This is a genomic window from Aegicerativicinus sediminis, assembly GCF_015476115.1.
Lineage (GTDB): Bacteria > Bacteroidota > Bacteroidia > Flavobacteriales > Flavobacteriaceae > Aegicerativicinus > Aegicerativicinus sediminis.
Genome location: NZ_CP064295.1, coordinates 885,162 through 910,853, shown reverse-complemented (window position 1 = coordinate 910,853; position 25,692 = coordinate 885,162). Strand labels below are relative to the sequence as shown.

At 35.3% G+C, this 25,692-nt stretch carries 24 protein-coding genes and 1 pseudogene; 17 read left to right on the top strand and 8 right to left on the bottom strand.

Annotated features, from left to right (window positions below; all coding sequences use genetic code 11):
* Positions 1-10 precede the first annotated feature (10 nt).
* From ISU00_RS04030 to ISU00_RS03995, 8 genes are all read left to right on the top strand, one after another.
* Positions 11-1,777, top strand: a complete 1,767-nt coding sequence (locus ISU00_RS04030) for a BatD family protein (protein ID WP_228852758.1) — start codon at positions 11-13, stop codon at positions 1,775-1,777.
* A 6-nt stretch (positions 1,778-1,783) separates the two neighbouring features.
* Entirely contained in the window at positions 1,784-2,551 is a 768-nt protein-coding gene (locus tag ISU00_RS04025) for a tetratricopeptide repeat protein (protein ID WP_228852757.1), read from the top strand.
* Positions 2,552-2,712: 161 nt separating this feature from the next.
* On the top strand, positions 2,713-3,006 hold the full coding sequence (locus ISU00_RS04020) for a hypothetical protein (protein WP_228852756.1): 294 nt from the start codon (positions 2,713-2,715) through the stop codon (positions 3,004-3,006).
* A gap of 85 nt (positions 3,007-3,091) precedes the next feature.
* A complete protein-coding gene (locus ISU00_RS04015) occupies positions 3,092-4,681 on the top strand; it encodes a SulP family inorganic anion transporter (protein WP_228852755.1) in 1,590 nt (529 codons plus the stop codon).
* 62 nt (positions 4,682-4,743) lie between these two features.
* On the top strand, positions 4,744-5,583 hold the full coding sequence (locus ISU00_RS04010) for a universal stress protein (protein WP_228852754.1): 840 nt from the start codon (positions 4,744-4,746) through the stop codon (positions 5,581-5,583).
* 32 nt (positions 5,584-5,615) lie between these two features.
* The gene (locus ISU00_RS04005) at positions 5,616-6,245 is read left to right on the top strand and encodes a carbonic anhydrase family protein (protein ID WP_228852753.1); all 630 of its coding nucleotides are present in this window, start codon (positions 5,616-5,618) and stop codon (positions 6,243-6,245) included.
* A gap of 25 nt (positions 6,246-6,270) precedes the next feature.
* Positions 6,271-6,933: a DUF2490 domain-containing protein gene (locus ISU00_RS04000; protein WP_228852752.1), complete on the top strand. Its 663-nt coding sequence runs from the start codon at positions 6,271-6,273 to the stop codon at positions 6,931-6,933.
* A gap of 84 nt (positions 6,934-7,017) precedes the next feature.
* Positions 7,018-8,886, top strand: coding sequence for a SulP family inorganic anion transporter (locus tag ISU00_RS03995; RefSeq protein ID WP_228852751.1), 1,869 nt, complete (start codon positions 7,018-7,020; stop codon positions 8,884-8,886).
* Between the two features lie 18 nt (positions 8,887-8,904).
* On the opposite strand, the gene ISU00_RS03990 is transcribed toward ISU00_RS03995, so the two are convergent.
* Positions 8,905-9,423, bottom strand: coding sequence for a CvpA family protein (locus tag ISU00_RS03990; RefSeq protein WP_228852750.1), 519 nt, complete (start codon positions 9,421-9,423; stop codon positions 8,905-8,907).
* A 108-nt stretch (positions 9,424-9,531) separates the two neighbouring features.
* Between ISU00_RS03990 and ISU00_RS03985 the strand changes: the two genes are divergently transcribed.
* The 3 genes from ISU00_RS03985 (at position 9,532) to ISU00_RS03975 (ending at position 11,481) form a co-directional block, all read left to right on the top strand.
* Positions 9,532-9,888 carry a hypothetical protein gene (locus ISU00_RS03985; RefSeq protein ID WP_228852749.1) on the top strand — a complete coding sequence of 119 codons (357 nt, stop codon included), beginning with the start codon at positions 9,532-9,534 and terminating at the stop codon, positions 9,886-9,888.
* Between the two features lie 25 nt (positions 9,889-9,913).
* A complete protein-coding gene (gene pheS, locus ISU00_RS03980) occupies positions 9,914-10,933 on the top strand; it encodes a phenylalanine--tRNA ligase subunit alpha (protein ID WP_228852748.1) in 1,020 nt (339 codons plus the stop codon).
* Between the two features lie 92 nt (positions 10,934-11,025).
* Positions 11,026-11,481 carry a COG2426 family protein gene (locus ISU00_RS03975; protein WP_228852747.1) on the top strand — a complete coding sequence of 152 codons (456 nt, stop codon included), beginning with the start codon at positions 11,026-11,028 and terminating at the stop codon, positions 11,479-11,481.
* A 53-nt stretch (positions 11,482-11,534) separates the two neighbouring features.
* Here ISU00_RS03975 and ISU00_RS03970 read toward each other — a convergent pair whose 3' ends face one another.
* Positions 11,535-12,536 (bottom strand): NAD(P)H-dependent glycerol-3-phosphate dehydrogenase, encoded by a 1,002-nt coding sequence (locus ISU00_RS03970; protein WP_228852746.1) that lies wholly within the window; start codon positions 12,534-12,536, stop codon positions 11,535-11,537.
* Between the two features lie 127 nt (positions 12,537-12,663).
* Here ISU00_RS03970 and ISU00_RS03965 point away from each other — a divergent pair, with 127 nt between their 5' ends.
* The gene (locus tag ISU00_RS03965) at positions 12,664-13,605 is read left to right on the top strand and encodes a nicotinic acid mononucleotide adenyltransferase (RefSeq protein WP_228852745.1); all 942 of its coding nucleotides are present in this window, start codon (positions 12,664-12,666) and stop codon (positions 13,603-13,605) included.
* A gap of 172 nt (positions 13,606-13,777) precedes the next feature.
* A complete protein-coding gene (gene lysM, locus ISU00_RS03960; protein WP_228852744.1) occupies positions 13,778-14,263 on the top strand; it encodes a peptidoglycan-binding protein LysM in 486 nt (161 codons plus the stop codon).
* A 42-nt stretch (positions 14,264-14,305) separates the two neighbouring features.
* Here lysM and ISU00_RS03955 read toward each other — a convergent pair whose 3' ends face one another.
* Positions 14,306-15,625 (bottom strand): TlpA family protein disulfide reductase, encoded by a 1,320-nt coding sequence (locus ISU00_RS03955; protein WP_228852743.1) that lies wholly within the window; start codon positions 15,623-15,625, stop codon positions 14,306-14,308.
* A gap of 29 nt (positions 15,626-15,654) precedes the next feature.
* Positions 15,655-19,010 (bottom strand): annotated as a pseudogene (mfd, locus tag ISU00_RS03950) (transcription-repair coupling factor).
* A 143-nt stretch (positions 19,011-19,153) separates the two neighbouring features.
* On the opposite strand from mfd, the gene ISU00_RS03945 reads away from it, so the two are divergent.
* Complete coding sequence (locus ISU00_RS03945) at positions 19,154-19,585, top strand: tellurite resistance TerB family protein (protein ID WP_228852742.1); 432 nt, start codon at positions 19,154-19,156, stop codon at positions 19,583-19,585.
* Here ISU00_RS03945 and fbp read toward each other — a convergent pair.
* Positions 19,582-20,601, bottom strand: a complete 1,020-nt coding sequence (fbp, locus tag ISU00_RS03940) for a class 1 fructose-bisphosphatase (RefSeq protein WP_228852741.1) — start codon at positions 20,599-20,601, stop codon at positions 19,582-19,584. The genes ISU00_RS03945 and fbp overlap by 4 nt on opposite strands.
* Before the next feature lie 122 nt (positions 20,602-20,723).
* Here fbp and ISU00_RS03935 point away from each other — a divergent pair, with 122 nt between their 5' ends.
* The 3 genes from ISU00_RS03935 to ISU00_RS03925 are packed head-to-tail and all read left to right on the top strand — an operon-like array spanning position 20,724 to position 24,311.
* Positions 20,724-21,218: a GNAT family N-acetyltransferase gene (locus ISU00_RS03935; protein ID WP_228852740.1), complete on the top strand. Its 495-nt coding sequence runs from the start codon at positions 20,724-20,726 to the stop codon at positions 21,216-21,218.
* A complete protein-coding gene (locus ISU00_RS03930) occupies positions 21,205-22,455 on the top strand; it encodes an aspartate kinase (RefSeq protein ID WP_228852739.1) in 1,251 nt (416 codons plus the stop codon). Before ISU00_RS03935 ends, ISU00_RS03930 begins: the two co-directional genes overlap by 14 nt.
* A gap of 23 nt (positions 22,456-22,478) precedes the next feature.
* A complete protein-coding gene (locus ISU00_RS03925) occupies positions 22,479-24,311 on the top strand; it encodes a GNAT family N-acyltransferase (protein ID WP_228852738.1) in 1,833 nt (610 codons plus the stop codon).
* Positions 24,312-24,317: 6 nt separating this feature from the next.
* Here ISU00_RS03925 and ISU00_RS03920 read toward each other — a convergent pair whose 3' ends face one another.
* Genes ISU00_RS03920 through ISU00_RS03910 form a run of 3 tightly spaced genes read right to left on the bottom strand, consistent with a single transcriptional unit; the run spans position 24,318 to position 25,651 of the window.
* On the bottom strand, positions 24,318-24,821 hold the full coding sequence (locus ISU00_RS03920) for a GNAT family N-acetyltransferase (RefSeq protein ID WP_228852737.1): 504 nt from the start codon (positions 24,819-24,821) through the stop codon (positions 24,318-24,320).
* A complete protein-coding gene (locus ISU00_RS03915; RefSeq protein WP_228852736.1) occupies positions 24,822-25,316 on the bottom strand; it encodes a DUF6428 family protein in 495 nt (164 codons plus the stop codon).
* An 11-nt stretch (positions 25,317-25,327) separates the two neighbouring features.
* A complete protein-coding gene (locus tag ISU00_RS03910; RefSeq protein ID WP_228852735.1) occupies positions 25,328-25,651 on the bottom strand; it encodes an ArsR/SmtB family transcription factor in 324 nt (107 codons plus the stop codon).
* Positions 25,652-25,692: the final 41 nt, after the last annotated feature.

Genomic DNA, 25,692 nt, shown 5'->3' with positions numbered 1-25,692 from the left:
TAGTTAGGTGATGAAAACGTTCGTCGTTTCTATATTATTTTTGAGTATTCAACTTACTCTAGCTCAAGTTAATTTTGAGGCTAAAGTGAGCAAGACTACTCTTGGCGAAAATGAGCGTTTAAGGGTGGATTTTAATATGAATGCGGAGGGAGATAATTTTATTCCTCCGAGCTTTAACGATTTCACAGTTTTGGGTGGACCAAACCGCAGTGTGCAATACCAATGGATTAATGGTAAGAGATCGTATAATATGACTTATACCTTTTTCTTGGCTCCAAAGGCCCAAGGAACCTTTAAAATTGGATCTGCTAGTGTTGAAGTAAAAGGGGATACTTTTAAATCCAATCCTGTTACAATTACCGTAACAAAACCAATTGATAAGCCTAAAGATCCAAATGATCCAAATTATATTGCTACCCAAAATTTACATCTTGTTGCCGAAGTTTCTAAAACAAATCCATATTTAAATGAGGCAATAACGGTTGTTTATAAGTTGTATGTTTCTACAGATACAGGTGTAGAGCAATGGCGTGAAATTGACAACCCCCGTTACAATGATTTCTGGAGTCAGAACATCAAAATACAGCAAATGAGACCCGTGAATACTAAGTTCAATGGAGAGGATTACAGGTATGTTGTTTTAAGAAAGGTTGTGCTGTACCCACAGAAATCCGGTAAACTTGAAATAGAACCCTTAAGTTTAGATGTAACGATGAAGGTGCCCACTAACCAGCGAAGTATTTTTGGTGACAGGGTTATGGCCAGAGTTAACCGTACCGTATCTGCTGGCAGTAAAACTATTAATGTAAAGGCTTTGCCAGAGAAAGGTAAACCAATGGATTTTTCTGGTGCTGTTGGAAAATTTGATTTCTCGGTTACAACCTCCAAGGACCAATTAGATGCGGCTGAAGCTTTTCAAGCTAAAGTCGAGGTTACGGGTAATGGCAATTTGAAATTAATTGAACTTCCAAAACTTACATTGCCAAGTTCTTTGGAAGTATATGAACCGGAGCATACCGAATCTATAAAGACGGATTTAGATGGTATGAAGGGAACTATTGCTGATAATTACACCATTATTCCCCAATACAAAGGTAAATACCCCATCCCTGGAATTTCATTTTCTTATTTCGATCCTAAAACAGAGTCTTATAAGCGAATCAATTCCGATGAAATTGTAATAGATGTCTTAGACGGGCCAATTAACTCTAAAACGGCATCTACCGGAGTTATATCTCCCAATTCCTCCAAGCAAGAGGTCATCGTGAATAACGATCAATTTGCTTATATAAAAACAGATACGGAATTAGTTCCGATTGAGCAGGATAACTATTTTAAATCAGTAGGCTTTTGGAGTTCTTTACTTTTTCCGCTTATAGCTATTCCTCTAGTAATGTTTGTGAAGAGAAGGAAAGACGAGAGAGATTTAGATGTGGTAGGGATGAGAAGGCGTCAAGCTGATAGAATGGCAAGAAGATACCTGAGTGAGGCAAAGAAACATTTAGGTAATAAGGAAATGTTCTATGTATCATTGGAGAAAGCATTGCATAATTATCTAAAGGCCCGTTTGAGACTTGAAACCTCTGAATTAAGTAAAGACAGGATTTCTAGTCTATTAAAATCCAAAGGTGTTGACCAGAAGACCGTCTTGGAGTTTGTACAACTGCTGAAAAACTGTGAATTGGCACGCTACACCCCAATTACTCAAGTGGAAATGAAGCGAGATTACGATTCTGCTGCGACAACGATAGCTTCGATTGATAAAGAAATCAAGTAATGTGAAATGAGAATCAACACTTTCCAAATATTAGGTCTTTTTATACTACTTATTGGTTTAGGGAATTATTCCTTTGGACAAAATATCCAACTATTTGAGGAGGGAAATAAATTATATGATGAAGGAGATTTCGGAGGGGCAGTAGATAAATATGAGGCTATTCTAAAAACAGGAGAGGAATCTGCCGAGCTCTATTATAATTTAGGAAATGCTCATTATAAATTAAACAATGTTGCGCCAAGTATATACTATTATGAGAAGGCTTTACAGCTCAATCCTAACGATAGTGAAATACAAAATAATATCACCTTCGCTCAGAATATGACTATAGACGCCATAGATAATATACCAGAGGTTGGCTTGAAAAAATTGTTAAGTAACCTTACGGCACTATTCCCTACTGATGGTTGGGCCCTGCTTACTTCGGTTTTTGCCGTCTTGTTTACTTTGATTTTCATTTTCTATTACTTATCAGGTTCAACGGCCAAAAAACGAACCTTTTTTGTAGGAAGTGGAATTTTTATTTCGCTGGCAGTTGTGTGCTTTTTATTTGCCTTCCATAGCCATAATCTTGAAAGGATTGATAAACCTGCTATTGTTTTTGCTTCTGAATCCCAAGTGAAAAGTGAACCTAATCCCAGGGGAACACTTTCATTTACACTTCATGCCGGTACAAAGGTTCAAATTTTGGATACCATTAATAATTGGAATAAAATAAAATTATCTGATGGCAAAACCGGGTGGATGAAAGCCGAAGACATGAAGCCTCTTTAGAATATTTCTAAAATTTCCTACAAAACAATGATTTATTTTTAGTAATAACGGCTAAAAATTCATATAAATTCAAGAGAAATGATTGTTTTAATTGATTTTAAATTGATTTTAACACTTATTTAATCCTTTAGTATTATTTTAGCATTTCTTTAAAAGTCGGGATGTTTTTACGAAAAATTGCTGCTTCTTTTTTTTTGGTAGTTTTTATGGCAATGGTTTCAGCGCCATCAATAATCTCTACCCTAGATTCAACAATAGACATTTCACTATTTTATAATATCAATGAAGAGGAAGAAAAGCAAGTTCTAAAACTTTTTTTCGAACGTGTTAATGGAAATATCCAAATCAATAGTTTCGCGTTAGATTTTTCTTCTTCACTAGAGTATAGGTTAGGTTCCTATGCCAATCCCTTTTTAAGCGAATTCTCTCCACCTCCTGAATTACATTTAATATAACCGATTTTAAATTAGGCTAAGTAATATTAGCTCCAACAATATTAATGGTTATAGTAACTATCTGTAACCCTAATCAACGTATTATATGTTTAAGTATCTTAAGAATGACTTGCCAGCGAGTATAGTCGTGTTTTTTGTCGCATTACCCCTTTGTTTAGGTATTGCACTTGCCTCTGGGGCACCATTGTTTTCAGGTTTAATTGCTGGTATCGTTGGGGGTATCGTCGTAGGCATGTTAAGTGGATCGCATATTGGAGTAAGTGGTCCTGCGGCAGGTCTTGCAGCCATTGTTTTAACAGCTATCGGTGCTTTAGGAGGTTATGAAAACTTCTTATTAGCCGTTGTTTTAGGTGGTATAATCCAGTTATTATTTGGTGTATTAAAAGCTGGAGTTATTGGATATTATTTTCCATCATCAGTGATAAAAGGAATGCTAACTGGTATCGGAATAATTATCATTTTGAAACAGATACCTCACTTTTTTGGTTACGATGCCGATCCGGAAGGAGATTGGGCATTTTTCCAAGTTGATGGTGAAAACACCTTTTCTGAAATAATTAATTCAATAAATTACATTAGCGTTGGGTCGACTATAGTTGCAGTTGTTGGACTTGCTATTCTTATTCTTTGGGATAAAGTGCTTACTAAGAAAGCAAAAATATTCACCTTAATCCAGGGCCCTCTGGTAGCTGTAATAGTTGGGATTATCTTTTTTGTATTGACGCAAGGTTCCAGTTTTGGTATTCAACAAGAACATTTGGTTTCTGTTCCAACACCAGAAGATGCGAGTTCCTTTTTGGCACAATTTACCTTCCCGAATTTTGGCGCTATTACCAATATGGAGATTTGGGTAACTGCCTTTACCATTGCATTGGTAGCAAGCCTTGAAACATTGCTCTGCGTTGAGGCAACCGATAAGTTGGATCCTGAAAAACGTGTAACTCCAACCAATAGAGAATTACTAGCACAGGGAACAGGAAATATACTTTCTGGTCTTATTGGTGGCCTTCCTATTACTCAGGTTATTGTGAGAAGTTCTGCAAATATTCAATCTGGGGGAAAAACAAAATTATCTGCAATTGTGCATGGGTTTTTTCTTCTGATTTCGGTAATTCTCATTCCAACTTTACTAAACAAAATTCCACTATCGGTCCTTGCGGCAATACTATTCATTGTAGGATACAAGCTCGCTAAACCTAAATTATTTAAGGAAATGTATAAGTTAGGGTGGAAGCAATTTGTTCCATTTGTAGTTACAGTCGTTGGAATTATTTTCACTGATTTACTTGTTGGAATTAGTTTAGGACTCGTGGTAGGTATCGTTGTTATCTTGTTGAAAAGTTACCAAAATTCACACTTCTTACACATTGAAGATAAGAGTGATGGAAAACACAGAATAAAAATGACCCTTGCGGAGGAAGTTACCTTTTTCAATAAAGGAGCAATCCTAAAAGAACTTGACAGCCTTCCTAGAGATACATTCTTAGAGATCAATCTGATGAAAACAAGGTATTTAGACAATGATATTATTGAAATCTTGGAAGATTTCTTGTTTAAAGCAAAAGATCGAAACATTGATTTGAAACTCGTTTCTAAAAGAGGGGTTGTAGAAAACCCAGCGAGTTTCATAAAGTTCTTCAATGAACGGCCAAAATCTAGCATTAGTTTAAGTTAAAAACTAGTTGCTATTATAAATCAATATGAAACATTATTGAATTCAACCTAAAAAGTATAAAGATGAAAACTCAAAATAATACCAATAAAATCCTCTTTCTATGTGATTTAGAAAGATTTTCTTCAAACCATTTTAAAAATACGTTAAATCTTGCCAAAACACTCGATGCTGAAATTGAGTTGTTTTATGTGAAGAAGCCGACCAAAATTGCAAAGAGCGATAATCAATTGTCTGTGATAAGGACGATGAACAGGGATTTCAGTCAAACTACTAAGTCAATTGAAAATATTTTGTCTTCTTATTCAGAATCTGTTCAAAAAAATATAAATTATTCTATCGCTTATGGAAATGTAAAAAGCGAGGTTGAAAAACGAATTGATTCGTATCAGCCAGATATTATAATCTTGGGGAAAAGAAAAAGGAAACAACTTCATTTTTTAGGCGATAGCCTTACAGAATTTGTCATCAAAAAACATGAAGGAGATATTATTATCGCCACTCCTGAAAGTGAAATAAATCCTGAAGAGCATCTTTCATTTGGGATTTACAACACAGATGAAACAAGATTTGAAAAAACTATGTTAAGGCAATTGTTTTCTAAAAGTAAACATCCTCTAAAAGTGTTTAAATCATCTGTGGTTTCAGACGGGACAGAACATCACTCACTGAATATAGATTCAGACCTTAAGAAAGTTGAATTTGTGTTTGAGCATAGCGATTCTTATTTGAATAATCTTTCCAAGTATATTTCATTAAATAACATTAACTTGTTGTGTTTGGAAAGAAATGCGATCAAGAAAAATTCCCGAAAAAAATCTGGGGTGGTCGAAATGAGAAATTTGGTAGATAATCTCAACGTCTCACTATGGATATCAAAGCAACCTAACTACTTAACTAGTTAAGATTTAGGTTAATAATATAATAATATTAAAATATGAAGGCACATACAAAAGAAACACAAGCCACAATGACTCCTGCAAAAGCCATACAGTTTTTAAAGGAGGGCAATCAACGTTTTCAGAATAACTTAAAGGCAAACAGAAATTTATTACAGCAGGTAAACGAAACAAGCGAGGGGCAGTTTCCCTTCGCAACCATACTAAGTTGTATAGATTCTAGAGTCTCCGCAGAATTGGTTTTTGACCAAGGATTGGGAGATATATTTAGTGTGCGTATTGCTGGTAATTTTGTGAATGTGGATATTCTTGGCAGTATGGAGTTTGCTTGCAAATTGGCAGGTACGAAGTTAGTTGTAGTTCTTGGTCATACTAGCTGTGGAGCGGTAAAAGGGGCTTGCGATGATGCAAAATTAGGAAACCTTACATCCATGCTAGAAAAGATTAAGCCGGCCGTGAATAAAGTTGAAACACCAGCTGATCCTGAATTAAGAAATTCCAAAAATTTAGAGTTTGTTGATTCAGTTGCAAAGGCCAATGTAGAACTTACCATTAAACGAATTCTCAAAGAAAGTGAAGTATTAAGGGAAATGAAGGAGAATGGTGAAATTGAAATTGTTGGGGCAATGTATGATGTAAACAGTGGTGCCGTAGAATTTTACGATTAACTTTCACTCTAAATAGAGCTTTATTTTGAAATTGAACAAAGGGATTCTTGTTCTAATCGTGATTTGTAGCTTTTTAGGCTATGGCCAAGAAAGCAATTTTGGGAATTGGTTAATTTATATTGGCAATAAAAAGCTAAATAATAAATGGAACATACATAATGAGGTGCAATACCGAAATTATGATGCCATCGGTGATTTGGAGCAACTTCTAATTCGTACTGGGTTAGGGTATAATTTAACCGATTCCAATAACAATATCTTGTTGGGATATGGTTATATATTGTCTGAAAATTATATTGGTGAAACAGATGAAAAGGTATCTATAAATGAACACCGTATTTTTCAACAATATACAACCAATCAGTATCTTTGGAAGGTTAAGCTGACTCACCGCTATCGATTTGAGCAACGGTTCGTGGAGGATGATTTTAGAATGAGGTTCAGATATTTTTTAAGCTTACAAGTTCCATTTAATAATAAAGAAGGGGTCACAAAATATTTTTATGGCTCAGCCTACAACGAAATCTTTTTAAATACGGAGTCCAGTGTTTTTGATAGAAATCGTGTCTATGCTGGTCTAGGATACAAGGTAAATTCTTCCCTCAGATTTGAGCTAGGTTATATGAGTCAGTTGTTTGAAAACTCTAGTAGAGATCAACTAAATATAATGACCTTTCTAACATTTTAGAATTCCAAAATTTGGGTTTTATTAATCTTTTAAAAGCTTATCAGATTTAAAGCAAATTAGTACTTTTAATACTAATATGCTTTTATGAAAAATTTATTCTCGAATATTAAAGGTGACGCCTTTGGTGGTATTACCGCTGGGATTGTTGCCTTGCCACTTGCCCTCGCATTTGGTGTTTCTTCAGGCTTGGGCCCTAGTGCAGGACTTTATGGAGCCATATTTATAAGTTTTTTCGCTGCCCTGTTTGGTGGCACCAATACGCAAATTTCAGGGCCAACCGCACCCATGACTGCTGTCAGTATGGTGGTTATATCTGGAATTATTGCTGTTCAAGATGGAGATGTAGAAAAGGCTTTACCGTTTATATTAATAGTTTTTTTGCTTGCCGGACTGATGCAGATTGGTTTAGGGGTTTTAAGTCTAGGAAAGTATATACGATACATCCCCTATCCTGTTGTTTCAGGTTTTATGACCGCTATAGGTGTAATAATCATTATCACTCAATTTTTGCCCGCAGTAGGATATTATCCCAAGGAGGATAAAGAATTTGTAGAGCAATTTAAGCCCAATGCTGAGGAGGTTATACTTGAAAATATTTTGAAGGAGGAAGCCGGAGAGGGAATACTTGTGCTAGAGAATTTTAAGGAAACCATAAAAAGAGCAGAAATTATTTCAGAAGAAGATATTGCAAAAGAATCTAAAACACTTGCTGCAAAAAGGGCATCTGGTGTTATAGGGACCATCAATGTGTTGCCTAGGGCATTAAATAACATCAATTGGTTAGAACTTGGACTAACAGTTATAACTATTTTTATCATATACGGTTTTAAAAGAATAACAACCGTAATACCAAGTGCTTTAGTTGCTTTGGTGGTTGTGTCTTTTGGAGCCTATTTTTTAGGTCTTGGGTATAGGCCGATCGAATCAATACCTGAAGGTTTGCCAAAATTCAGAGCAGAGGTGTTTACGAATTTAGAATTGGGAATGATTAGTCCATATGTTTTTACTGCCTTGTCATTGGCATTATTAGGGGCAATTGATTCCTTGCTAACAAGTGTTGTTGCCGATAATATGACAAAGACTAAGCACAATCCAAATAAAGAATTAATAGGTCAAGGAATTGGTAATTCAATTGCCTCACTTTTTGGTGGTATTCCTGGTGCTGGTGCTACCATACGTACTGTTGTAAATATAAATGCCGGTGGAAAAACAAGGTTATCCGGAATGATTGCTGGGATTTTACTGTTTTTAATATTAATGATACCTGGTTTGCCACAATTGGCATCACAAATCCCAGCCGCCGTACTCGCCGGTATTCTTATAACAGTTGGTATTGGAGTTATGGATTATAAAGGATTGAAAGCCATACCAAGTTTACCTAAGGACATTAGTTTGGGGCCTTTAAAATTAAGTTCTGAAGTATTAGTAATGCTCGTGGTGTTGTTTCTGTCTACATTTTGGGACTTAGTTTATGCCGTTGGTATAGGACTTGTAATAGCTTCCTTAATGTTTATGAAAAAAATTGGAGACCTTACTGCTATTCGTTCCGATGTTAAACCCCTCAGAGAGGAAGCTTGGAAAGATGAAATGGGGTTTCCTGAGAAGTTGAAGGAAGAGGTTTTTATTAAACATATCAAGGGGCCACTTTTTTTTGGTTCAACAAGCGAATTTCAAGCATTGGCCAAACAAATTCCCCAAACTGCAAAATGTGTTATTATTAGGCTCGATAGAATGCAATATATAGATCAATCGGGGCTATATGCAATGGAGGATGTATTGGTCGATTTAAGGAAATCTAAAATCAGGGTACTGTTGGTAGGTTTAACACAACAGCCACGGTACATGTTAGAGCGAATTGATATTATACCCGATTTAATTTCACAAGAGTTTGTTTTTAATACTTTTAAAGAATGTCTTGCTTGGGTAAAGGAAAATGTTAAGGATACTGTTTAAATGCCGCTTACTGGGGCATTAAATGTTCTCTTCAATTTCTTCTAAAACTTCTTCTCCTTTTTCAATGATGATAGGAAAGATAGATGGAGCAAATGCTCTGACAGGTTCGTATAAAGCTGATTCCTCTGCCCACGACGGTAACACATTTTCCTCGGTTTCGGTCATTTTTTCGTAAATGATTATTAATACACTAAGTATTAATGCGGTTTTTATAGCCCCAAAAACACCCCCGAAAATTTTATTTACAATACCTAGAGCTGCAAAATCGGCTAACTTGGTCAGTGCCTTTCCAGCTAGGCTTATAAGGAAAACAATAATTAAAAAAGTAATTCCAAAAGCAACCAGATTTATGTAATTCTCATCCCATTCAAAATGTTCATCTAAAAAGGTGGCTACATAATTGCTAAAATGAATGGCACCATATAGGCCTGCGATAAGAGCAATTAAGGAAGCTAATTCCACAAATAATCCTCTCATAAATCCTCTTATCAATCCCAGGATTATTAAAACAACTATAGCAATGTCAACAATACTCATTCAGTAATTTTTTACAAATATAAAATCCTTATTAAAGAATTTGTGATTTTAACTCTTTGTGTTTAAGGTTATCCTTTGGATTGTTAACTTTGCAACTCAAAAATTAGTATGTCTAGGGACCAACTTTTAAAAGATCGATGGGAGACAGTGGTAAAAGTATTGTCTCAGCGTTTTTGTGATGGGGAGCTGTTAGATATTGATTCAATAATATATTTAATCGGTGTACAAGAAGTTGGTAAGATTCATGACAAGTTTAAAAAAGATCAAAAAATCGATTTAATGCATGTGGGTATCTGCCGACTTTTAGAGCCTTATGGCTATTATGAATTTGATTTTTTTGATGATGATGGCTGGCCACATTTTAAAATTCTGGAAGAATTGCCTAATCTAAAAGCAGGCGAACAAAGCGTTTTGATGAAGGAAGCGATTGTAAATTATTTTTTAGAGAACAGTTTAATATCTTAAAGGGAATGTTGCCTTTTAGAAAATTATGATAGATAAGTTAAAAGAGTTAATTGCTGAGGTAGAGGAATTCACGGTTCAATCTAAAGAGGAGATTGAGGATTTTAGAATTCAATATTTGGGTAAAAAAGGATTATTAAATCAATATTTTGCCGAATTTAAAAATATTGCCAAAGAGGAGAAAAAGGAATTTGGCCAAGTAATAAATAGGCTCAAAAATACTGCTGAGGAAAAGGTAAAAGCTTTACGTGACGAATGGGAGAAAAAAGATCTTGAAAAAGGGTCTTATGGGGATTTAACTAGACCTGGAGAACCAATTGAAATTGGAGCCAGACATCCAATCTCAATTGTAAAGAATAAAATTATTGATATTTTTTCACGTATAGGTTTCAATGTTAGTGAGGGTCCCGAGATTGAGGATGATTGGCATAATTTTACAGCTTTAAATTTACCTGAGCATCATCCTGCCAGAGACATGCAGGACACCTTTTTTATTCAAACGAATCCAGATATCCTATTAAGGACACACACTAGCTCTGTTCAGGTTCGTTATATGGAAAACAATAAACCCCCAATTAGGACTATTTCCCCAGGTAGGGTTTATAGAAATGAAGCTATTTCTGCAAGATCTCATTGCTTTTTTCACCAAGTAGAAGGTCTGTATATTGATAAAGATGTAAGTTTTGCAGACCTAAAACAAACCTTGCAATATTTTACGACGGAGATGTTCGGGAAATCTGAAATTAGGCTTAGACCATCCTATTTTCCATTTACAGAGCCTAGCGCGGAGGTGGATGTGTATTGGGGATTAGAAACTGAGACGGATTATCGTATGACCAAAGGAACTGGCTGGTTGGAAATTATGGGTTGTGGTATGGTTGATCCTAATGTGTTGGAAAATTGTGGGATAGACTCCAAAACTTATTCTGGTTTTGCATTTGGTATGGGAATCGACCGTATAGCTCTATTGCTTCATCAGATTAGTGATATACGTTTGTTGAGTGAAAACGACATACGCTTTTTAGAGCAATTTAAATCAGCCTTATAACATTTTAAGACCTTTTTAGGAATTTAAAAACAGTCGGTTACTATTAATTGGCTATTTTTAAATTCCCGAAAATTTATCTGTTCTAACTTGCTATGTTAACGGAAATTATATTTACTTTTTTATGGAGTATTTCCCCATTTGGTGAGGCCAAAGTAGGTATTCCTTACGGAATTCTTAATGGTGTAAATCCCCTTCTTGTTTTTGTATTGGCATTGGTTGCTAATATATTAGTATTTCCGTTAATGCTTTACTTCTTGGATAAAATCAATATTCTTTTTACTCGTTGGTTTTGGTATAAAAAAAGTGCTATTTGGGTCGCACGTAGGGCCAAAAAAGGATCTGGCGAAAAGTTGGAAAAATATGGTTATGTTGGGTTGGCATTATTCGTAATGGTGCCGCTACCCGGTACTGGGGTTTATGCAGGTTCTATTGCGACCTACCTTTTTAATATGGAACGTAAAAAAGCTTTTTTAGCCAACGCTATTGGTATTACCATTTCTTCACTTATCGTTTGGGGCATTACACATTTGGGACAAGGGGCGTTTTAATATTTTTTAATCCTAATTGTAGAGTTTTACATTAATTTATTATTTACAATTTGTTAATCTAACTTATCAACTAGGTTTTTGAACACTTTTTTAGCATCTTTTCCTTCATATAAAATGCTGTATACGGCATTGATTATTGGGAGTCGTGTTTTCTTTTTATTATGGTCATTAAGAATCTTGGCGCTTTTAGTTGCGTAATAGCCTTCGGCAACCATATTCATTTCCATCATAGCCGATTTAACCGTATACCCTTTGCCAATCATATTGCCAAACATGCGGTTTCTCGAAAAGGTAGAATAGCCAGTAACCAATAAGTCTCCTAGATAAGCTGAGTCGTTAATATTGCGTTTTAGTTTGTGCATTTTTTTGATAAACCGTTTCATTTCCCGGATGGCATTGCTCATTAAAACACTTTGGAAATTGTCGCCGTAACCTAAACCGTGGGCAATACCAGCAGCAATCGCATAAATATTTTTAAGCATAACAGCGTATTCGGTTCCAATTAAATCGTCGCTAGTTTTAGTTTTTATATAATCACTAGATAGTGCATTAGCAATTGTTTCTGCTTTTTGAGGATCCGCACAAGAAATGGTTAGGTAAGACAGACGTTCCAATGCAACTTCCTCAGCATGGCACGGTCCTGCTATTACTGCTATATTATCAAAAGGAACATTATAAATATCATGAAAATGTTCTCCGACAAGTTTTCCAGATTCAGGAATAATTCCTTTTACCGCCGATACAACAATTTTATTTGTAATATCTATTTCTAATTTTTCTAATTCGGAATGAATAAAAGCAGATGGAATAGCAAATATTAGTACATCGGCATATTTTGCAATTACATTAATGTCGTTACTCAGCTTTAGTTTCTCGGTATGGAATTCAACTGAACTAAGGTAATTTGGATTGTGCTTTTGTTTTTTCAGGTGTTCCTTAATATATACACTACGCATATACCATCCTATTTCATCTAAATTCTCACTTAGCATCTTAACAATAGCAGTGGCCCAACTGCCTGATCCGAAAACCGCAAACTTTAAAGCTTTTTCCATTAATAATTGATGGTTATAACAGTTCAAAAATACGTATTTTAGAACTGTTGCTACTTGTTTTGTTCAATTCCTGAATTTTGGCATGTGTTTTGAATTGGCTATGACATAATTATAAAATAGTTGTATTATGAGAAGACTTATACCTTTATTGTTAATAGCCATGATGCTTGGGTCTCTGGGCGTCTCTTGTTCAAGAGATGAGGCGATTGTTGAGGAGCCAGCAATTTCCATAAATCAACTTTTAAATTCTTACGACTTGTGGTATGTAGATATCAATAGCACTGCCGGTTTTGGAGAAGTTTATTTTTTACAAATAGCGTTCACTATTTCATTTAGAAACGGAGTCCTATATGCCAACAATAATTTGGTGGGTATAGGTGAAACGGGTAATGGATATGGTATTTCAATTGGCACATATAATGCGTACGAGATGATTTTAGATGTAAACCATGATATTGATGGGTTCGAGACTTTCGATGTGTACCAAGTTGATGAGAATACCATAGAATTGTATAATCCAGGAACGGATACCTCATATTTTTTGGATGGTTATCAGCGTAGTAACTTCGATTACGACTTTGTATTTTTTGATAACATCCATTATTTCTTACAAGAATATGAAGCTTGGGAAAAAACATATGTAAGTGCGGAGGGCGATTTAAATGAATTCGATAATGAAAATTACATTCAATTTTTCCCAGATGATTTTGGGGACTCCTTTAGAAGTTCAACCGACTCTGAGGTCCCTGATCCAAGTAATATTGTCTGGGATTATATAGGCCTTTATAGTGTAGAAAATGTGCCAGGCGATATGTATCTAAAAAATTTAACATTGAATTATGACGACTTCGGCAATGAGAATTTCGAATTGGACGTTTTAAATGATGCCACAATAGAATTATACCACATAAGTTCAGGGACCACCTATGAATTTTCGGGTGTAGGTTATATTGAATTCAAACGTGTGGTTGCAGGATCTAACCAAACTGAGGTTAGAAACAAAGATCAAAAGATACGTAGACAATATACCCCAAAAAAAGATAACCCTAGGGAGTCTACTAGAATTTAAAAATATAGGAAACTAAATTTTGGTTGGTTATTTAGTTTCACAGCGCCTGTCCTTAAAAGACGGGCGCTTTTTATTTGAGTTAATATTTATATTAAAGCAGTTTGAACAACTCCTTGGATTTTAGGAATTTTATTCTTCAAAATGTAACAGTAAACTTTTAAAATAAAAAATCATGGGGTTATTTTCATTTATAAAAAATGCAGGTGCTAAAATTTTCGGTTCAGAAAAGGCGGCGGCATCTAAAAAAGCAGCTGAAGCTGCAGCAGAATTAAGAGCTGAGGAAGCTGCTGCTCAAACTTTAGAACAAACAATAAGAGACCTAAATCTTAAGGTTGAAAATCTAGATATAATTATTAATGACGACATGGCCCGAGTTAGTGGAATGGCCTATGACCAAGAGACCAAAGAAAAGGTGGTTTTGGTTGTAGGTAATTCTGAAGGTATCGCTACAGTTGATGATCAAATGACAGTTGAGCATGAGGAACCAGAAGCTCAGTTTTATACGGTAGTTAGAGGAGATTCATTAAGCAAAATTGCCAAAAAGTATTATGGAGATGCGATGAAGTACCCTCTAATTTTTGAGGCAAATAAACCAATGTTGAAAGATCCTAACCTTATATATCCTGGTCAGGTATTAAGAATTCCAAATTTGGATTAAAAAAATTAAGGTATATCAAACCGGCTATTAAAGCCGGTTTTTTTATTTCTTTTCCCTGAAAAAGGTAATAACATCGTTTACCTCATTAGGTTTTTCAATTATCTTCTTTTCCTTGTCTAGGACTATAAATGAAGGCGTACTTTGTATGCTGTACTGGGTTACGGTTTCATTTTCCCATTTATTGAGGCCAAGAACATGAATAAAATCGGGATAATTTATTATAGTTTTTTTCCATTGAAAATCATTGTCTTCAAGGGCAAAGGCAACAACCTTAACATTGGTGAATTCTTTGATTCGCTCTTTTAATATGGGTAATTCAGCCATGCAATGACTGCAACCACTACTCCAGAAAACCAATAAATAATAGTCACTTCCGCTTAAATTGTGTAATGTAGTGTGCAGATTTTTACCGTTGGACGTATCATCTATTTTAAAATCTGGTGCTATTGCGCCAATTCCATTAAGTTTAAAATTTTCAAACACCTCGATCATTAAATCATTGTTAGATTCTTTAGATAAATCTAGCATAATCGTGTCAACCAGTTTCCGAGCTACACTGTCCTTTCCATAGGCGTAAAATTCTTCCCATAAGGGATATAAAAGAGAAAGTTTTGTTTCTGGATCTAAATGATTAATTTTTTTGAGAATTTTATCAAATTGTCCTATTAGATATGAGTCGGACATATCTGAAGACATTCCAAACACATATGCGGCTAATTTTTGACTTATATAATCTGAACTCAAAATTAATCTACTATTAAAGTTGATAGGTTCTAGATAATAATTCCTAACATTGCCGGCATATGTTTCGAAATCCTCGTAATCTTTTGGGATATAGGGTTTATTAGCCTTAATAAGGTCATTAACCAATAAACCTTTTGAATTATCTTCAAAAGATTCTTGTGTGTCTTCCATCGTCTTTATGATCTGTCTAAAGGCATTTTTATCGGTACTACGTTTTGAATAAAAATTGTTGATTGCTGAGTGCACTAAATCTAAACTCCTAGAATATGCATGCCAGAGTTTATTTTCATTGGATTCAATAAACTCAAGGCCCAACGAATCTTTATAAGTAAAAGCAATATCTTCTTTTCCATCCAGTATAAAATTAAAATTATGCCGTTCGGCGGGTAGTGCGTAAACTAATTTATAAATACCGGGTTTGAAGGTGCTGTCTATTTCTAAGGAGAATTCACCTGTTTGCTTCAGTTGAGCTTGGGCCACATATTCAGCGCCAGTTGGGGTAGTTTCGTAAACAAGAATAAATGCATGTGGTTTTTCTGTAATGATGGTGCCAGAAATTGTATGTTGTGAAAAGATTGGCAAACAGAAAAATAGGAGTAGATAAGAAATTTGCTTCACATTATTAGTTTTTAGTGTTAAATCAAAAATTAAGCCATCATTGGTTGCAAGGCTTCTAAAGCATTTTTAACAGATTTAATTTTATCTATGGTTAGGAGCAAACGCAGTCCATTTCTGGTTTGTTTCTCCTTGATTTTAATTTGAACAGGCTGCTGTTGCATAAACTGTAGTATTTTGGTGAAATTATCACTAGTGTAGAATCCACTTTGTTGATCTTTTATAAAATAGCCTACTAATTTGCCTTGTTTCATAACAACTTTTTCCAATCCAAGATTAGATGCCAACCACTTTAGCCTTACACTGTCTAATAAATCAATAGCTGGTTTAGGCAATTCACCAAATCTATCGATTATTTCATTTTCAAAGGTTTTTAGTTCCTCTTCATTTTTGAGTTCATTTAATCTCGTATAAAGGTTAAGACGTTCACTTATATTATTGACATAAGAGTCTGGGAATAGCAATTCAATATCAGAATCAATCGTTACTTCAGATACAAATTTTTTCTTTTTTACATCCTTATAGAATCTTTAAATTCATTTTCTTTTAATTCTTCAATGGCTTCGTTTAGGATTTTTTGATAAGTTTCAAAACCAATTTCATTAATAAATCCGCTTTGCTCACCTCCCAAAAGATCTCCAGCCCCCCTTATTTCCAAATCTTTCATTGCAATGTTAAATCCGCTACCTAATTCTGTATATTGCTCTAGGGCAGAAATACGTTTACGGGCGTCAGGCGTCATCACAGAATAATCTGGAGTTATGAAATAACAGAAGGCTTTTTTGTTGCTTCTACCTACCCGTCCTCTCATTTGATGTAAATCACTTAAGCCAAAATTATTGGCATTGTTAATGAAAATAGTATTTGCATTTGGTACGTCCAAGCCAGATTCAATGATAGTGGTACTTACCAAAACATCAAATTCACCATTCATAAACCCTAACATTAATTGCTCAAGTTTTTTGCCTTCTAGCTGGCCATGGCCTATGCCGATTTTCGCATCCGGAACTAAGCGTTGAATTAGCCCTGCAACCTCGCGTATATTTTCAATGCGATTATGTACAAAGAATACTTGCCCTCCTCTCTGAATTTCGTACGAAATAGCATCTCGAATAACTTCTTCACTAAACCTAATTACATGACTTTCTATAGGATATCTATTAGGGGGAGGTGTTGTAATAACAGATAAATCACGGGCCGCCATCAAACTAAATTGAAGGGTTCTAGGAATCGGTGTAGCAGTTAAAGTAAGAACATCAATATTCTCTTTAAGGGTCTTTAATTTGTCTTTTACTGCAACGCCAAATTTTTGTTCTTCATCTACGATCAGCAACCCTAAATTCTTAAATTTTATGGCAGGATTGGCTAATTGATGGGTTCCTATAATTATATCCAACGCTCCAGATTTTAGCCCCTCCATAGCAGTTTTCCGTTCTTTGGCCGTTCTGAAACGGTTTAGATAATCAATTGTAACTGGGAAATCTTTAAGCCGTTCTGTAAATGTTCTATAATGTTGGTAAGCTAGAATTGTCGTTGGTACCAAAACTGCAACCTGTTTTCCATTATCCACAGCCTTAAATGCCGCCCTAATGGCAACCTCTGTTTTGCCAAATCCTACATCCCCACAAATCAATCTATCCATTGGCCTGGGACTTTCCATATCTTGTTTAATATCTTCAGTGGCTTTGCTTTGGTCTGGCGTATCCTCAAATAGAAATGAAGCCTCAAGTTCTAATTGCATATGGCTATCAGGCTGATATTGGTAGCCCGATTTCATTTTCCGTTTTGCATACAGATTGATGAGGTTAAAGGCAATTTCCTTTACTCGAGATTTAGTTTTTTGCTTTAGATTCTTCCACGCATTACTACCAAGTTTATAGATCTTCGGGGGCTTACCATCTTTGCCATTATATTTAGTAATCTTATGCAGGGAATGAATACTGAGGTATAAAATATCCCGTTCGCCATAAATTAATTTGATGGCCTCCTGAAGCTTTCCTTCAACCTGTATTTTTTGCAAACCACCAAACTTACCTATTCCGTGGTCGATATGAGTTACATAATCACCAATTTCAAGGTTGGTAAGCTCTTTAAGAGTTATTGCTTGTTTCTTAGCATACCCGTTTTTAATTTGAAATTTGTGATAACGGTCGAATATTTGGTGGTCTGTATAGCATGTTATTTTTTGGCCGTGATCTATAAAACCCTGGTATAAGGGCAAAACAATTGTTTTGTAATGTACCAAGACTTCTCCTAAATCCTTGTTTTGTTCAGGATCGAAAATATCATGAAACCGTTTTGCCTGTTGCTCGCTCACACAGGCTATATAATTAGTATACCCCTTATTGTGCAGATCATTTAAATTTTCAATGAGCAAATCGAAATGCTTATTAAAAGCGGGCTGGGGTGAAGTGTTAAATTCTATTGAAATTAAATCTTTAGAAAAGATGGGACTTCTTCCAAATTCTACTGTAACAAACTCAAGTATTTGTCTTTTAATCATTTCAGAATTGCAGAACAATTCTTCGGGTGGGGCATGTTTGATGTCCTCGGAAAGTTTTTTAAAGGCTTCAAGTGCCTTTTGGTAGAGAGCATCGGTTTTATTTAAAAGTAAATCGGTATTCTTTATGAAAATCTTGGTGTTTTGGGAAACATAAGTGAGAAAAGATTGTCTCTTCTCCTCTAGAAGTTTGTCCGCGACATTTGGAATTATATTGAATTTTTTAATCGGCTTGGTGGAGAGTTGTGTTTCCACATCGAAAGTTCGAATGCTTTCTATTTCATCACCAAAAAATTCCATTCGATAAGGCTCATCATGGGAGAATGAAAATACATCTAATATACCACCCCTAACTGAAAACTCTCCAGGTTCAGTTACAAAATCAACCCTCTGAAATTTGTATTCAAAAAGCATTTCGTTAATGAAATCCAAGGAAATTTGATCTCCTACGGTTACTTTCAATGTATTGCGTTCAAGCTCCTTTCGAGTGACAACTTGTTCAAATAGTGCTTCCGGATAGGTTACGATCAGAGCCGGCTTTTTGCGCGAATTAATGCGGTTAAGTACCTCTGCCCTCAGTAGAACATTGGCATTATCGGTCGTTTCAATTTCGTAAGGTCTACGGTAACTACCTGGATAAAACAATACATTCTTGTCACCTAATAAATGCTCAAAATCGTTTAAATAATAAGCAGCCTCTTCTTTATCTTCAAAAATCAGTAGAAAAGGCTCTTCTGAATCTTTAAAGGCATCGGCTAAAACTAAGGATAGAGACGATCCTATTAATCCTTTTAAGTGAATGTTTCCTTTGGAATTGGCAATAGCACCCCTCAGATTTTGCAGTTGCGAAACCTGTTCATAGGTGTTTAGCAGATCATTTTTGCTCAACTAATAAAACTTTGCACAAAAATAATATTTTGATAAAGTTTATCTACAATAATTCAAGTTTCGTTTTACACTTATTGTGATAAATGTCATAGAAAAATTGAAAGCAAAATTGCTATATTTGATAGCCTAGTAATGCATTTTATATGGGGTTTTCAGATTTATTTGATAATGGTTTCAGGCAACGAAATAGGGACCATTTTGCAGCAATAGTTAGGGTGGCTATGGGAGATGGTTATATTTCCGATGGCGAAAAAGCATTTTTGGATCGGCTTTCAAAAAACCTTGACATTAGCGAGGATGATTATGAGGAAATTTTAACTGATTATTACCGTCATCCAATAAATCCACCTGTATTTTACGAACACAGGTTGGAACGCTTATACGATCTTGCCAGAATGGTATATGTGGACCACATTAAAGGTGATGATGAGGAGAAAATAATTAGGAAAATTGGTATTGGTCTTGGTTTTACTCCGGAAAATGTTCCTTATATAGTCGACAAAGCTCTTACCCTTGTTGGTAATGGTGTAGATTTGGAAACCTTTATGATCGAAATTAAGGCAATGAACCGTTAGTAGTTAGAGGCCTGTTCCTCCTGCATAAATTCTTCTAATTTATCGACCATGTTCTTGCTACCACAGAAAAAAGGTACACGCTGATGTAATTCCCTAGGCCGTATATCCAATATTCGGTTAAAGCCATCGCTAGCCTTCCCATTTGCTTGTTCAGCTAGGAAAGCCATGGGGTTGCATTCATATAACAGGCGTAATTTTCCTTCTTCGGCTTTAGAACTTTTAGGATACATAAAAATACCCCCTTTTAGCATATTACGATGAAAATCGGAAACCATGGATCCTATATACCTGCTGGTATAAGGTCTGTCACCTTCCTCTTGTTGGCAATATTTTATGTATTTCTTTACTCCTTGTGGGAAATGTATATAATTACCTTCATTTACACTATAAATTCTGCCATTCTTTGGGTAGGACATATTCGGATGAGATAAATAAAATGTTCCTATGGCTGGATTTAAGGTAAAACCATTAACGCCTGCACCTGTAGTATAAACAAGCATGGTCGAAGTGCCATATACAACATAACCCGCGGCAACTTGGTTTTTACCTGGTTGCAGGAAATCTTCAATAGTAACTGGAGTTCCTATAGGGGTAACCCTTCTATAAACGGAGAATATGGTACCAACCGAAACATTAACATCTATGTTGGAAGAACCGTCTAATGGATCTATTAAAACAACATATTTATTTTGGTGGTTTTCATCTTGGCTATTAATGGAAATGAAACTTTCTTCCTCCTCACTAGCAATACCACAAACAATATTTCTATTAGATAAAGTATTGATGAACATGTCATTAGCATAAACATCTAGTTTTTGTTGATTTTCGCCAGATTCGTTTTTATTGCCAGCATTTCCTAATATATCCACCAAGCCAGCTTTATTAACTTCATGGTTTACAACTTTGGCTGCTAACCTTATGGAATTTATCAATTTAGAAAGTTCTCCAGAAGAATATGCAAAGGCCGCTTGGTTCTCAATAATGAATTCTCCTAGAGTTTGATGGGTATGAGACATGATGGTTTGAAGATTTAGACTACAAATATCCTCAAATTTTAACTTACTACATCGTTTTCGCTAAAGAAATCTGAGCTAATCTTTGAAACTTTAAATTATATTTGCACCCTTATTTTAAGACCATGGAATTCTCTATTAGACAAGGAAATAAAGGTGATATGCCAGCAGTGTTATCACTGATTAAAGATTTGGCAATTTTTGAAAAAGAACCAGATGCTGTTGTTGTCACTTTGGAAGATTTGGAGCGGGATGGTTTTTCGGACAATCCGTTATATAAATGTTGGGTTGCAGAAGTAGGGGGAAAAGTTATTGGTTTGGCATTGGTATATGATCGATATTCTACTTGGAAAGGTAGGGCTATACATTTGGAGGATTTAATTGTTAAACAAGAATATCGTGGAAATGGAATAGGAAGTGCACTATTAGATACGGTTGTGTCCTATGGCCATAACGAGAAGGTTAGAAGAATAAGTTGGGAGGTTTTAGACTGGAATACTCCTGCAATTGAATTATATAAGAAGAAAGGCGGTCGCATTTTAGAAGAATGGCGGGTCGTTCAATTAGATGAAAAAGGTATTGAAGTTTATTTAGATTCTATTAGAAATGAAAGTTTATAAGTTTGGAGGGGCTTCTGTTAAAGATGCCGATGGGGTTAAGAATTTAGTTCATGTACTAAATACAGTTGGCTATAAGGATACGCTAGTGGTCATATCAGCGATGGGCAAAACTACAAATGCCCTTGAGGATGTCATTAAAAATTATTTTCAAAAAGATCCGGCTTTTCAAAGCTCTATTCAGGAAGTGAAGAAATACCACAATAGTATTTTATTAGATCTATTCGAGGATGATTCCCATGAAATTTTTGAAAAAGTAGACGGTCTTTTTAATGAATTGAAAGGGTTTTTTGATAGGAACAAATCTCCAGATTATAATTATGTATACGACCAAACCATAAGTTATGGGGAATTGCTTTCTACGACCATAGTTAGTGCTTATCTTAATCAGGTTGGACTTACAAATACCTGGTTAGATGTGCGTGAAATGATCAAAACCGATAATTATTATAGAAGGGCTAACGTAGATTGGGAATTAACCGGAAATCTTATTCGTGAAAAAGTTAATCCAAATGTTCTTAACATTACCCAAGGATTCCTAGGAAGCGATCCTAACAATTTTACCACAACCTTGGGCCGTGAGGGTTCAGATTATACGGCGGCGATAATTGCATATTGTTTAAATGGTGAAAGTGTTACCATATGGAAAGATGTTCCAGGGGTTTTAAATGCGGATCCTCGATACTTTGAAAATGCCCAACAACTAAATAAAATATCTTATACAGAAGCAATAGAATTGGCCTTTTACGGGGCTTCGGTGATTCACCCAAAGACGTTACAGCCGCTACAAGGGAAAGAAATACCATTATTGGTAAGATCCTTTTTGAAACCAACCGATCCGGGAACTACCGTTGGCCGGGGGATTGGTTTGGAACCAGAAGTACCGTGTTTTATCGTAAAGAAAAATCAGATCTTAATTTCTCTTTCATCGCTTGATTTCTCTTATATAGTTGAGGAGAATATCAGTGAGATTTTTCGTCATTTAAGTACTTATAAAATGAAGGTAGATGTTATTCAGAACTCAGCAATATCTTTCTCTGTTTGCGTGGATGACATTTATAATAATATTGACCAATTGTTGCAGCACCTAAAGGCAAAATTCAAGGTTAGTTGTACAAAAGACGTAGCTCTTTATACCATTCGCCATTACAGCGATGCTGCAATTAAGCAAATGGAGAGTGATAAAGAAGTATTATTGAAGCAGTTAACTCAGCAAACGGTTCAAATGGTGACCAAATAAACAATTTGACTAAATTTGTGGGGATGGCTAATCAAATAGATACAGGATTGGTAACCCCAAAGGAAGTTGCCCAAGTGATAAAAACCGACAAGTATGGTTTGCTTGGAACGTTTTCGGGATGGTTGCTAATGAAGCTTCTTAAAATTTCTACACTGAACAAGATTTACCGTAGAAATAAGCATCTAAATAATAGTGAGTTTCTAGATGCAATTCTCAACGATTTTCAAATTCGTTTTGAAATTCCTGAAGAAGATTTAAAAAGATTGCCCAAGGATGGGGCTTATATAACCATTTCTAACCACCCGTTAGGCGGTATTGATGGTATTCTGCTTTTGAAATTGATGCTGGAACAGCGTGCAGATTTTAAAATTATCGCCAATTTTCTTCTTCACCGAATCGAGCCTCTAAAGCCATTTATAATGCCTGTAAATCCTTTTGAGGATAGAAAGGATGTAAAAAGTAGTATTGTAGGTTTTAAAAATGCCATTCAACATTTACGCGATGGTCATCCATTAGGCATTTTTCCGGCTGGTGAGGTTTCCACCTATCGAGATGGTAAACTTATGGTAGACAGGCCATGGGAGGAAGCCGCTATGAAGTTGATTAAGAAGGCTGAAGTTCCTATAGTGCCAGTCTATTTTCACGCGAAAAACAGTAAGTTATTTTATAAACTTTCTCGTATTAGTGATACGTTTAGAACGGCAAAACTCCCTAGTGAATTATTAACCCAAAAAAGACGTATTATACGGGTAAGAATTGGAAGGCCTATTCCAGTTAATGATCAGCGGGAATTTGAGCATTTAAATGATTTTACGGATTTCTTAAGGAGAAAGACTTACATACTAGCTAATTCTTTTGATGTGGGTGGAAATATCTTAAGCAATTTATCTTCTAGCCTAAAGGTGCCTAAACCTCCTAAACGTATTGTAACAGCAGTCGACAAGGAGGCAATGTTGAAGGAAGTCGAATTTTTACGAACTAATGATTCAAGGTTATTGGAAAGTAAGAATTATGAAGTGTTTCTTACCAAGCCAGAGGATATTCCTTATATACTACGAGAAATAGGTCGCTTGCGTGAAATTACTTTTCGTGAAATAGGAGAGGGAACCAATGAATCAATTGACTTAGACCGTTTTGATGCATACTATCACCATATGTTTTTATGGGATAATGATATGGAAATGCTTGTTGGTGCTTATCGGATGGGCTTGGGGTCCAAGATATTTGCCCGATTTGGTATTGATGGTTTTTACCTTCAAGATTTATTTCGGTTTGAGCCGGAATTATATAAAATGATGAGCGAGTCCATTGAAATGGGAAGGGCTTTTATCATTAGTGAATATCAACAAAAACCGATGCCTTTGTTTTTGCTATGGAAGGGAATTGTGCACACAACCCTAAGATATCCTGAGCATAAATACCTTATTGGAGGGGTGAGTATTAGTAATAAATTCACCAATTTCTCCAAATCTTTGATGATTGAATTTATGAAATCCCATTACTACGATCCTTATGTGGCCCAATATGTAAGACCAAAAAAGGAATTCAAGGTAAAATTGAAAGATGCCGATAAGGATTTTGTATTCGACGGAACAGAATCCGATTTAAATAAATTTGATAAGGTTATTGATGAACTTGAACCTGGAACTTTAAGGCTGCCCGTATTAATTAAAAAATATATTAAGCAAAATGCAAAAGTGGTCGCCTTTAATGTAGATCCATTATTCAACAATTCGGTTGACGGCTTAATGTATATAAGAATTGCTGACTTGCCAGAAAGTACTGTTAAACCCGTAATGGAAGAATTTCAGGCTGAATTAGAAAGGAAGTTTTCTAAAAAAGAGATGAAGAATTAAATCCTGTTATTCCCAATTAACATTTTTAGATCGCCTTTCCATTAGAATATTATCGAACCAACGGCCGTTGCGCTGACCGATTTTTTCCCTAAACCCAATTTTCCTAAACCCAAATTTTTCATGAAGATAAATGCTTGCTTTATTCTCAAGGAAAATAGCTGATTGAAGAGTCCAAAATCCGTGCATTTCACTTATTGAAATTAATTCTTCCATAAGTTTTTTGCCGACACCCCTATTGCTATATTCAGAACCTACATATATAGAAACTTCTGCCACCCCTTTGTAAGCCTTACGTTTTGAGGTAGGAGAAAGTGTAGCAAATCCTATTACCTTATTATTGAATTGAGCCGCAATAGAGATATCGATAAGGTGGCTTTTTTTCCACTTTTTCCATGAAGGTAATTCAGTTTCAAAAGTGGCAATACCTGTTTCCATTCCTTGTTTGTAAATACTCGCAATTTCTTTCCAATCTTCCTTGAAAATCGGACGAATAAAAACAGATTTTATCATTTAACAACAACCACTAGCAGGTGAACAGCAATTTTCTTCCGTGAGCTCCAATTCAGGTTTGGCCGGAATTCCGCATGCATCCTTGGCTTTACATTGAGTAGGAACTACACCTAAAATAACTAAAAGTTGCTTGTCCGATGTTTCGTAATGGTTAACAAATAACTGAGCTGTATGAAAATGGTCGTTGCCGTATTCAAATTTTAAAATTGAGTTTTCAACAAACTTGAAACTGCGATCGACTTTTTTGAAAATTCCCTTTGCCTTAAATGTGGATAAATATTCTTTTTTTCCAATTTCAGGAGATCCTTCCATCAACTGAATAATGGTTTCATGCCAGGAATCCTCCCTTCCGCCACAATCTACCGAATTAATGGTTGCATGTTTTACTTCAGTTATATGGTAGTTATGTCCAATGGTTTCACCGTTTGGAAATTGAAAGATTAAGGCTTTATTCGGATTTGCATTAATCAAGTCTAGGAATTCAGTTGTATTCATATGATTAGGTTTTAACAACAAGTTTGAGTAGTGGCTTCTAAGAATTCTGTAAGTGTTTTTTTAAACCAGTTCATTTTTTCTGGGTTCAAACAATAGCAAACACTTTTGCCTTTATAGGTTCCATCTAACAATCCTGCATCATTAATAACTTTAAGATGTTGGGAAATGGTTGGTTGGGCCAAACCAATTTCTTCCGCAATGTCATTGCAGATACATGCTTTCTGTTGACTAATATAGTTGAGAATTGAAATTCTCGCAGGATGTGCTAATATCTTGGCAATTTCAGCCAGTTCTGTAATGTCTTTTGGATAAAGATCTGTTTTAGAAGCTCCCATTAATTAATATTTTAATATTTTAATATTGCAATATTACGATA

Excerpts from the sequence above, each read along its gene's own strand:
- ISU00_RS04030 (WP_228852758.1), top strand. The coding sequence starts at position 11 with ATGAAAACGTTCGTCGTTTCTATATTATTTTTGAGTATTCAACTTACT.
- ISU00_RS03925 (WP_228852738.1), top strand. The coding sequence starts at position 22,479 with ATGGCTAATCAAATAGATACAGGATTGGTAACCCCAAAGGAAGTTGCC.
- ISU00_RS04015 (WP_228852755.1), top strand. The coding sequence starts at position 3,092 with ATGTTTAAGTATCTTAAGAATGACTTGCCAGCGAGTATAGTCGTGTTT.
- ISU00_RS03975 (WP_228852747.1), top strand. The coding sequence starts at position 11,026 with ATGTTAACGGAAATTATATTTACTTTTTTATGGAGTATTTCCCCATTT.
- ISU00_RS04025 (WP_228852757.1), top strand. The coding sequence starts at position 1,784 with ATGAGAATCAACACTTTCCAAATATTAGGTCTTTTTATACTACTTATT.
- ISU00_RS04020 (WP_228852756.1), top strand. The coding sequence starts at position 2,713 with ATGTTTTTACGAAAAATTGCTGCTTCTTTTTTTTTGGTAGTTTTTATG.
- ISU00_RS03970 (WP_228852746.1), bottom strand. The coding sequence starts at position 12,536 with ATGGAAAAAGCTTTAAAGTTTGCGGTTTTCGGATCAGGCAGTTGGGCC.
- ISU00_RS03965 (WP_228852745.1), top strand. The coding sequence starts at position 12,664 with ATGAGAAGACTTATACCTTTATTGTTAATAGCCATGATGCTTGGGTCT.
- ISU00_RS04010 (WP_228852754.1), top strand. The coding sequence starts at position 4,744 with ATGAAAACTCAAAATAATACCAATAAAATCCTCTTTCTATGTGATTTA.
- ISU00_RS03910 (WP_228852735.1), bottom strand. The coding sequence starts at position 25,651 with ATGGGAGCTTCTAAAACAGATCTTTATCCAAAAGACATTACAGAACTG.
- ISU00_RS03915 (WP_228852736.1), bottom strand. The coding sequence starts at position 25,316 with ATGAATACAACTGAATTCCTAGACTTGATTAATGCAAATCCGAATAAA.
- pheS (WP_228852748.1), top strand. The coding sequence starts at position 9,914 with ATGATAGATAAGTTAAAAGAGTTAATTGCTGAGGTAGAGGAATTCACG.
- ISU00_RS03935 (WP_228852740.1), top strand. The coding sequence starts at position 20,724 with ATGGAATTCTCTATTAGACAAGGAAATAAAGGTGATATGCCAGCAGTG.
- ISU00_RS04005 (WP_228852753.1), top strand. The coding sequence starts at position 5,616 with ATGAAGGCACATACAAAAGAAACACAAGCCACAATGACTCCTGCAAAA.
- fbp (WP_228852741.1), bottom strand. The coding sequence starts at position 20,601 with ATGTCTCATACCCATCAAACTCTAGGAGAATTCATTATTGAGAACCAA.
- ISU00_RS03920 (WP_228852737.1), bottom strand. The coding sequence starts at position 24,821 with ATGATAAAATCTGTTTTTATTCGTCCGATTTTCAAGGAAGATTGGAAA.
- ISU00_RS03985 (WP_228852749.1), top strand. The coding sequence starts at position 9,532 with ATGTCTAGGGACCAACTTTTAAAAGATCGATGGGAGACAGTGGTAAAA.
- lysM (WP_228852744.1), top strand. The coding sequence starts at position 13,778 with ATGGGGTTATTTTCATTTATAAAAAATGCAGGTGCTAAAATTTTCGGT.
- ISU00_RS03995 (WP_228852751.1), top strand. The coding sequence starts at position 7,018 with ATGAAAAATTTATTCTCGAATATTAAAGGTGACGCCTTTGGTGGTATT.
- ISU00_RS03930 (WP_228852739.1), top strand. The coding sequence starts at position 21,205 with ATGAAAGTTTATAAGTTTGGAGGGGCTTCTGTTAAAGATGCCGATGGG.
- ISU00_RS03990 (WP_228852750.1), bottom strand. The coding sequence starts at position 9,423 with ATGAGTATTGTTGACATTGCTATAGTTGTTTTAATAATCCTGGGATTG.
- ISU00_RS03945 (WP_228852742.1), top strand. The coding sequence starts at position 19,154 with ATGGGGTTTTCAGATTTATTTGATAATGGTTTCAGGCAACGAAATAGG.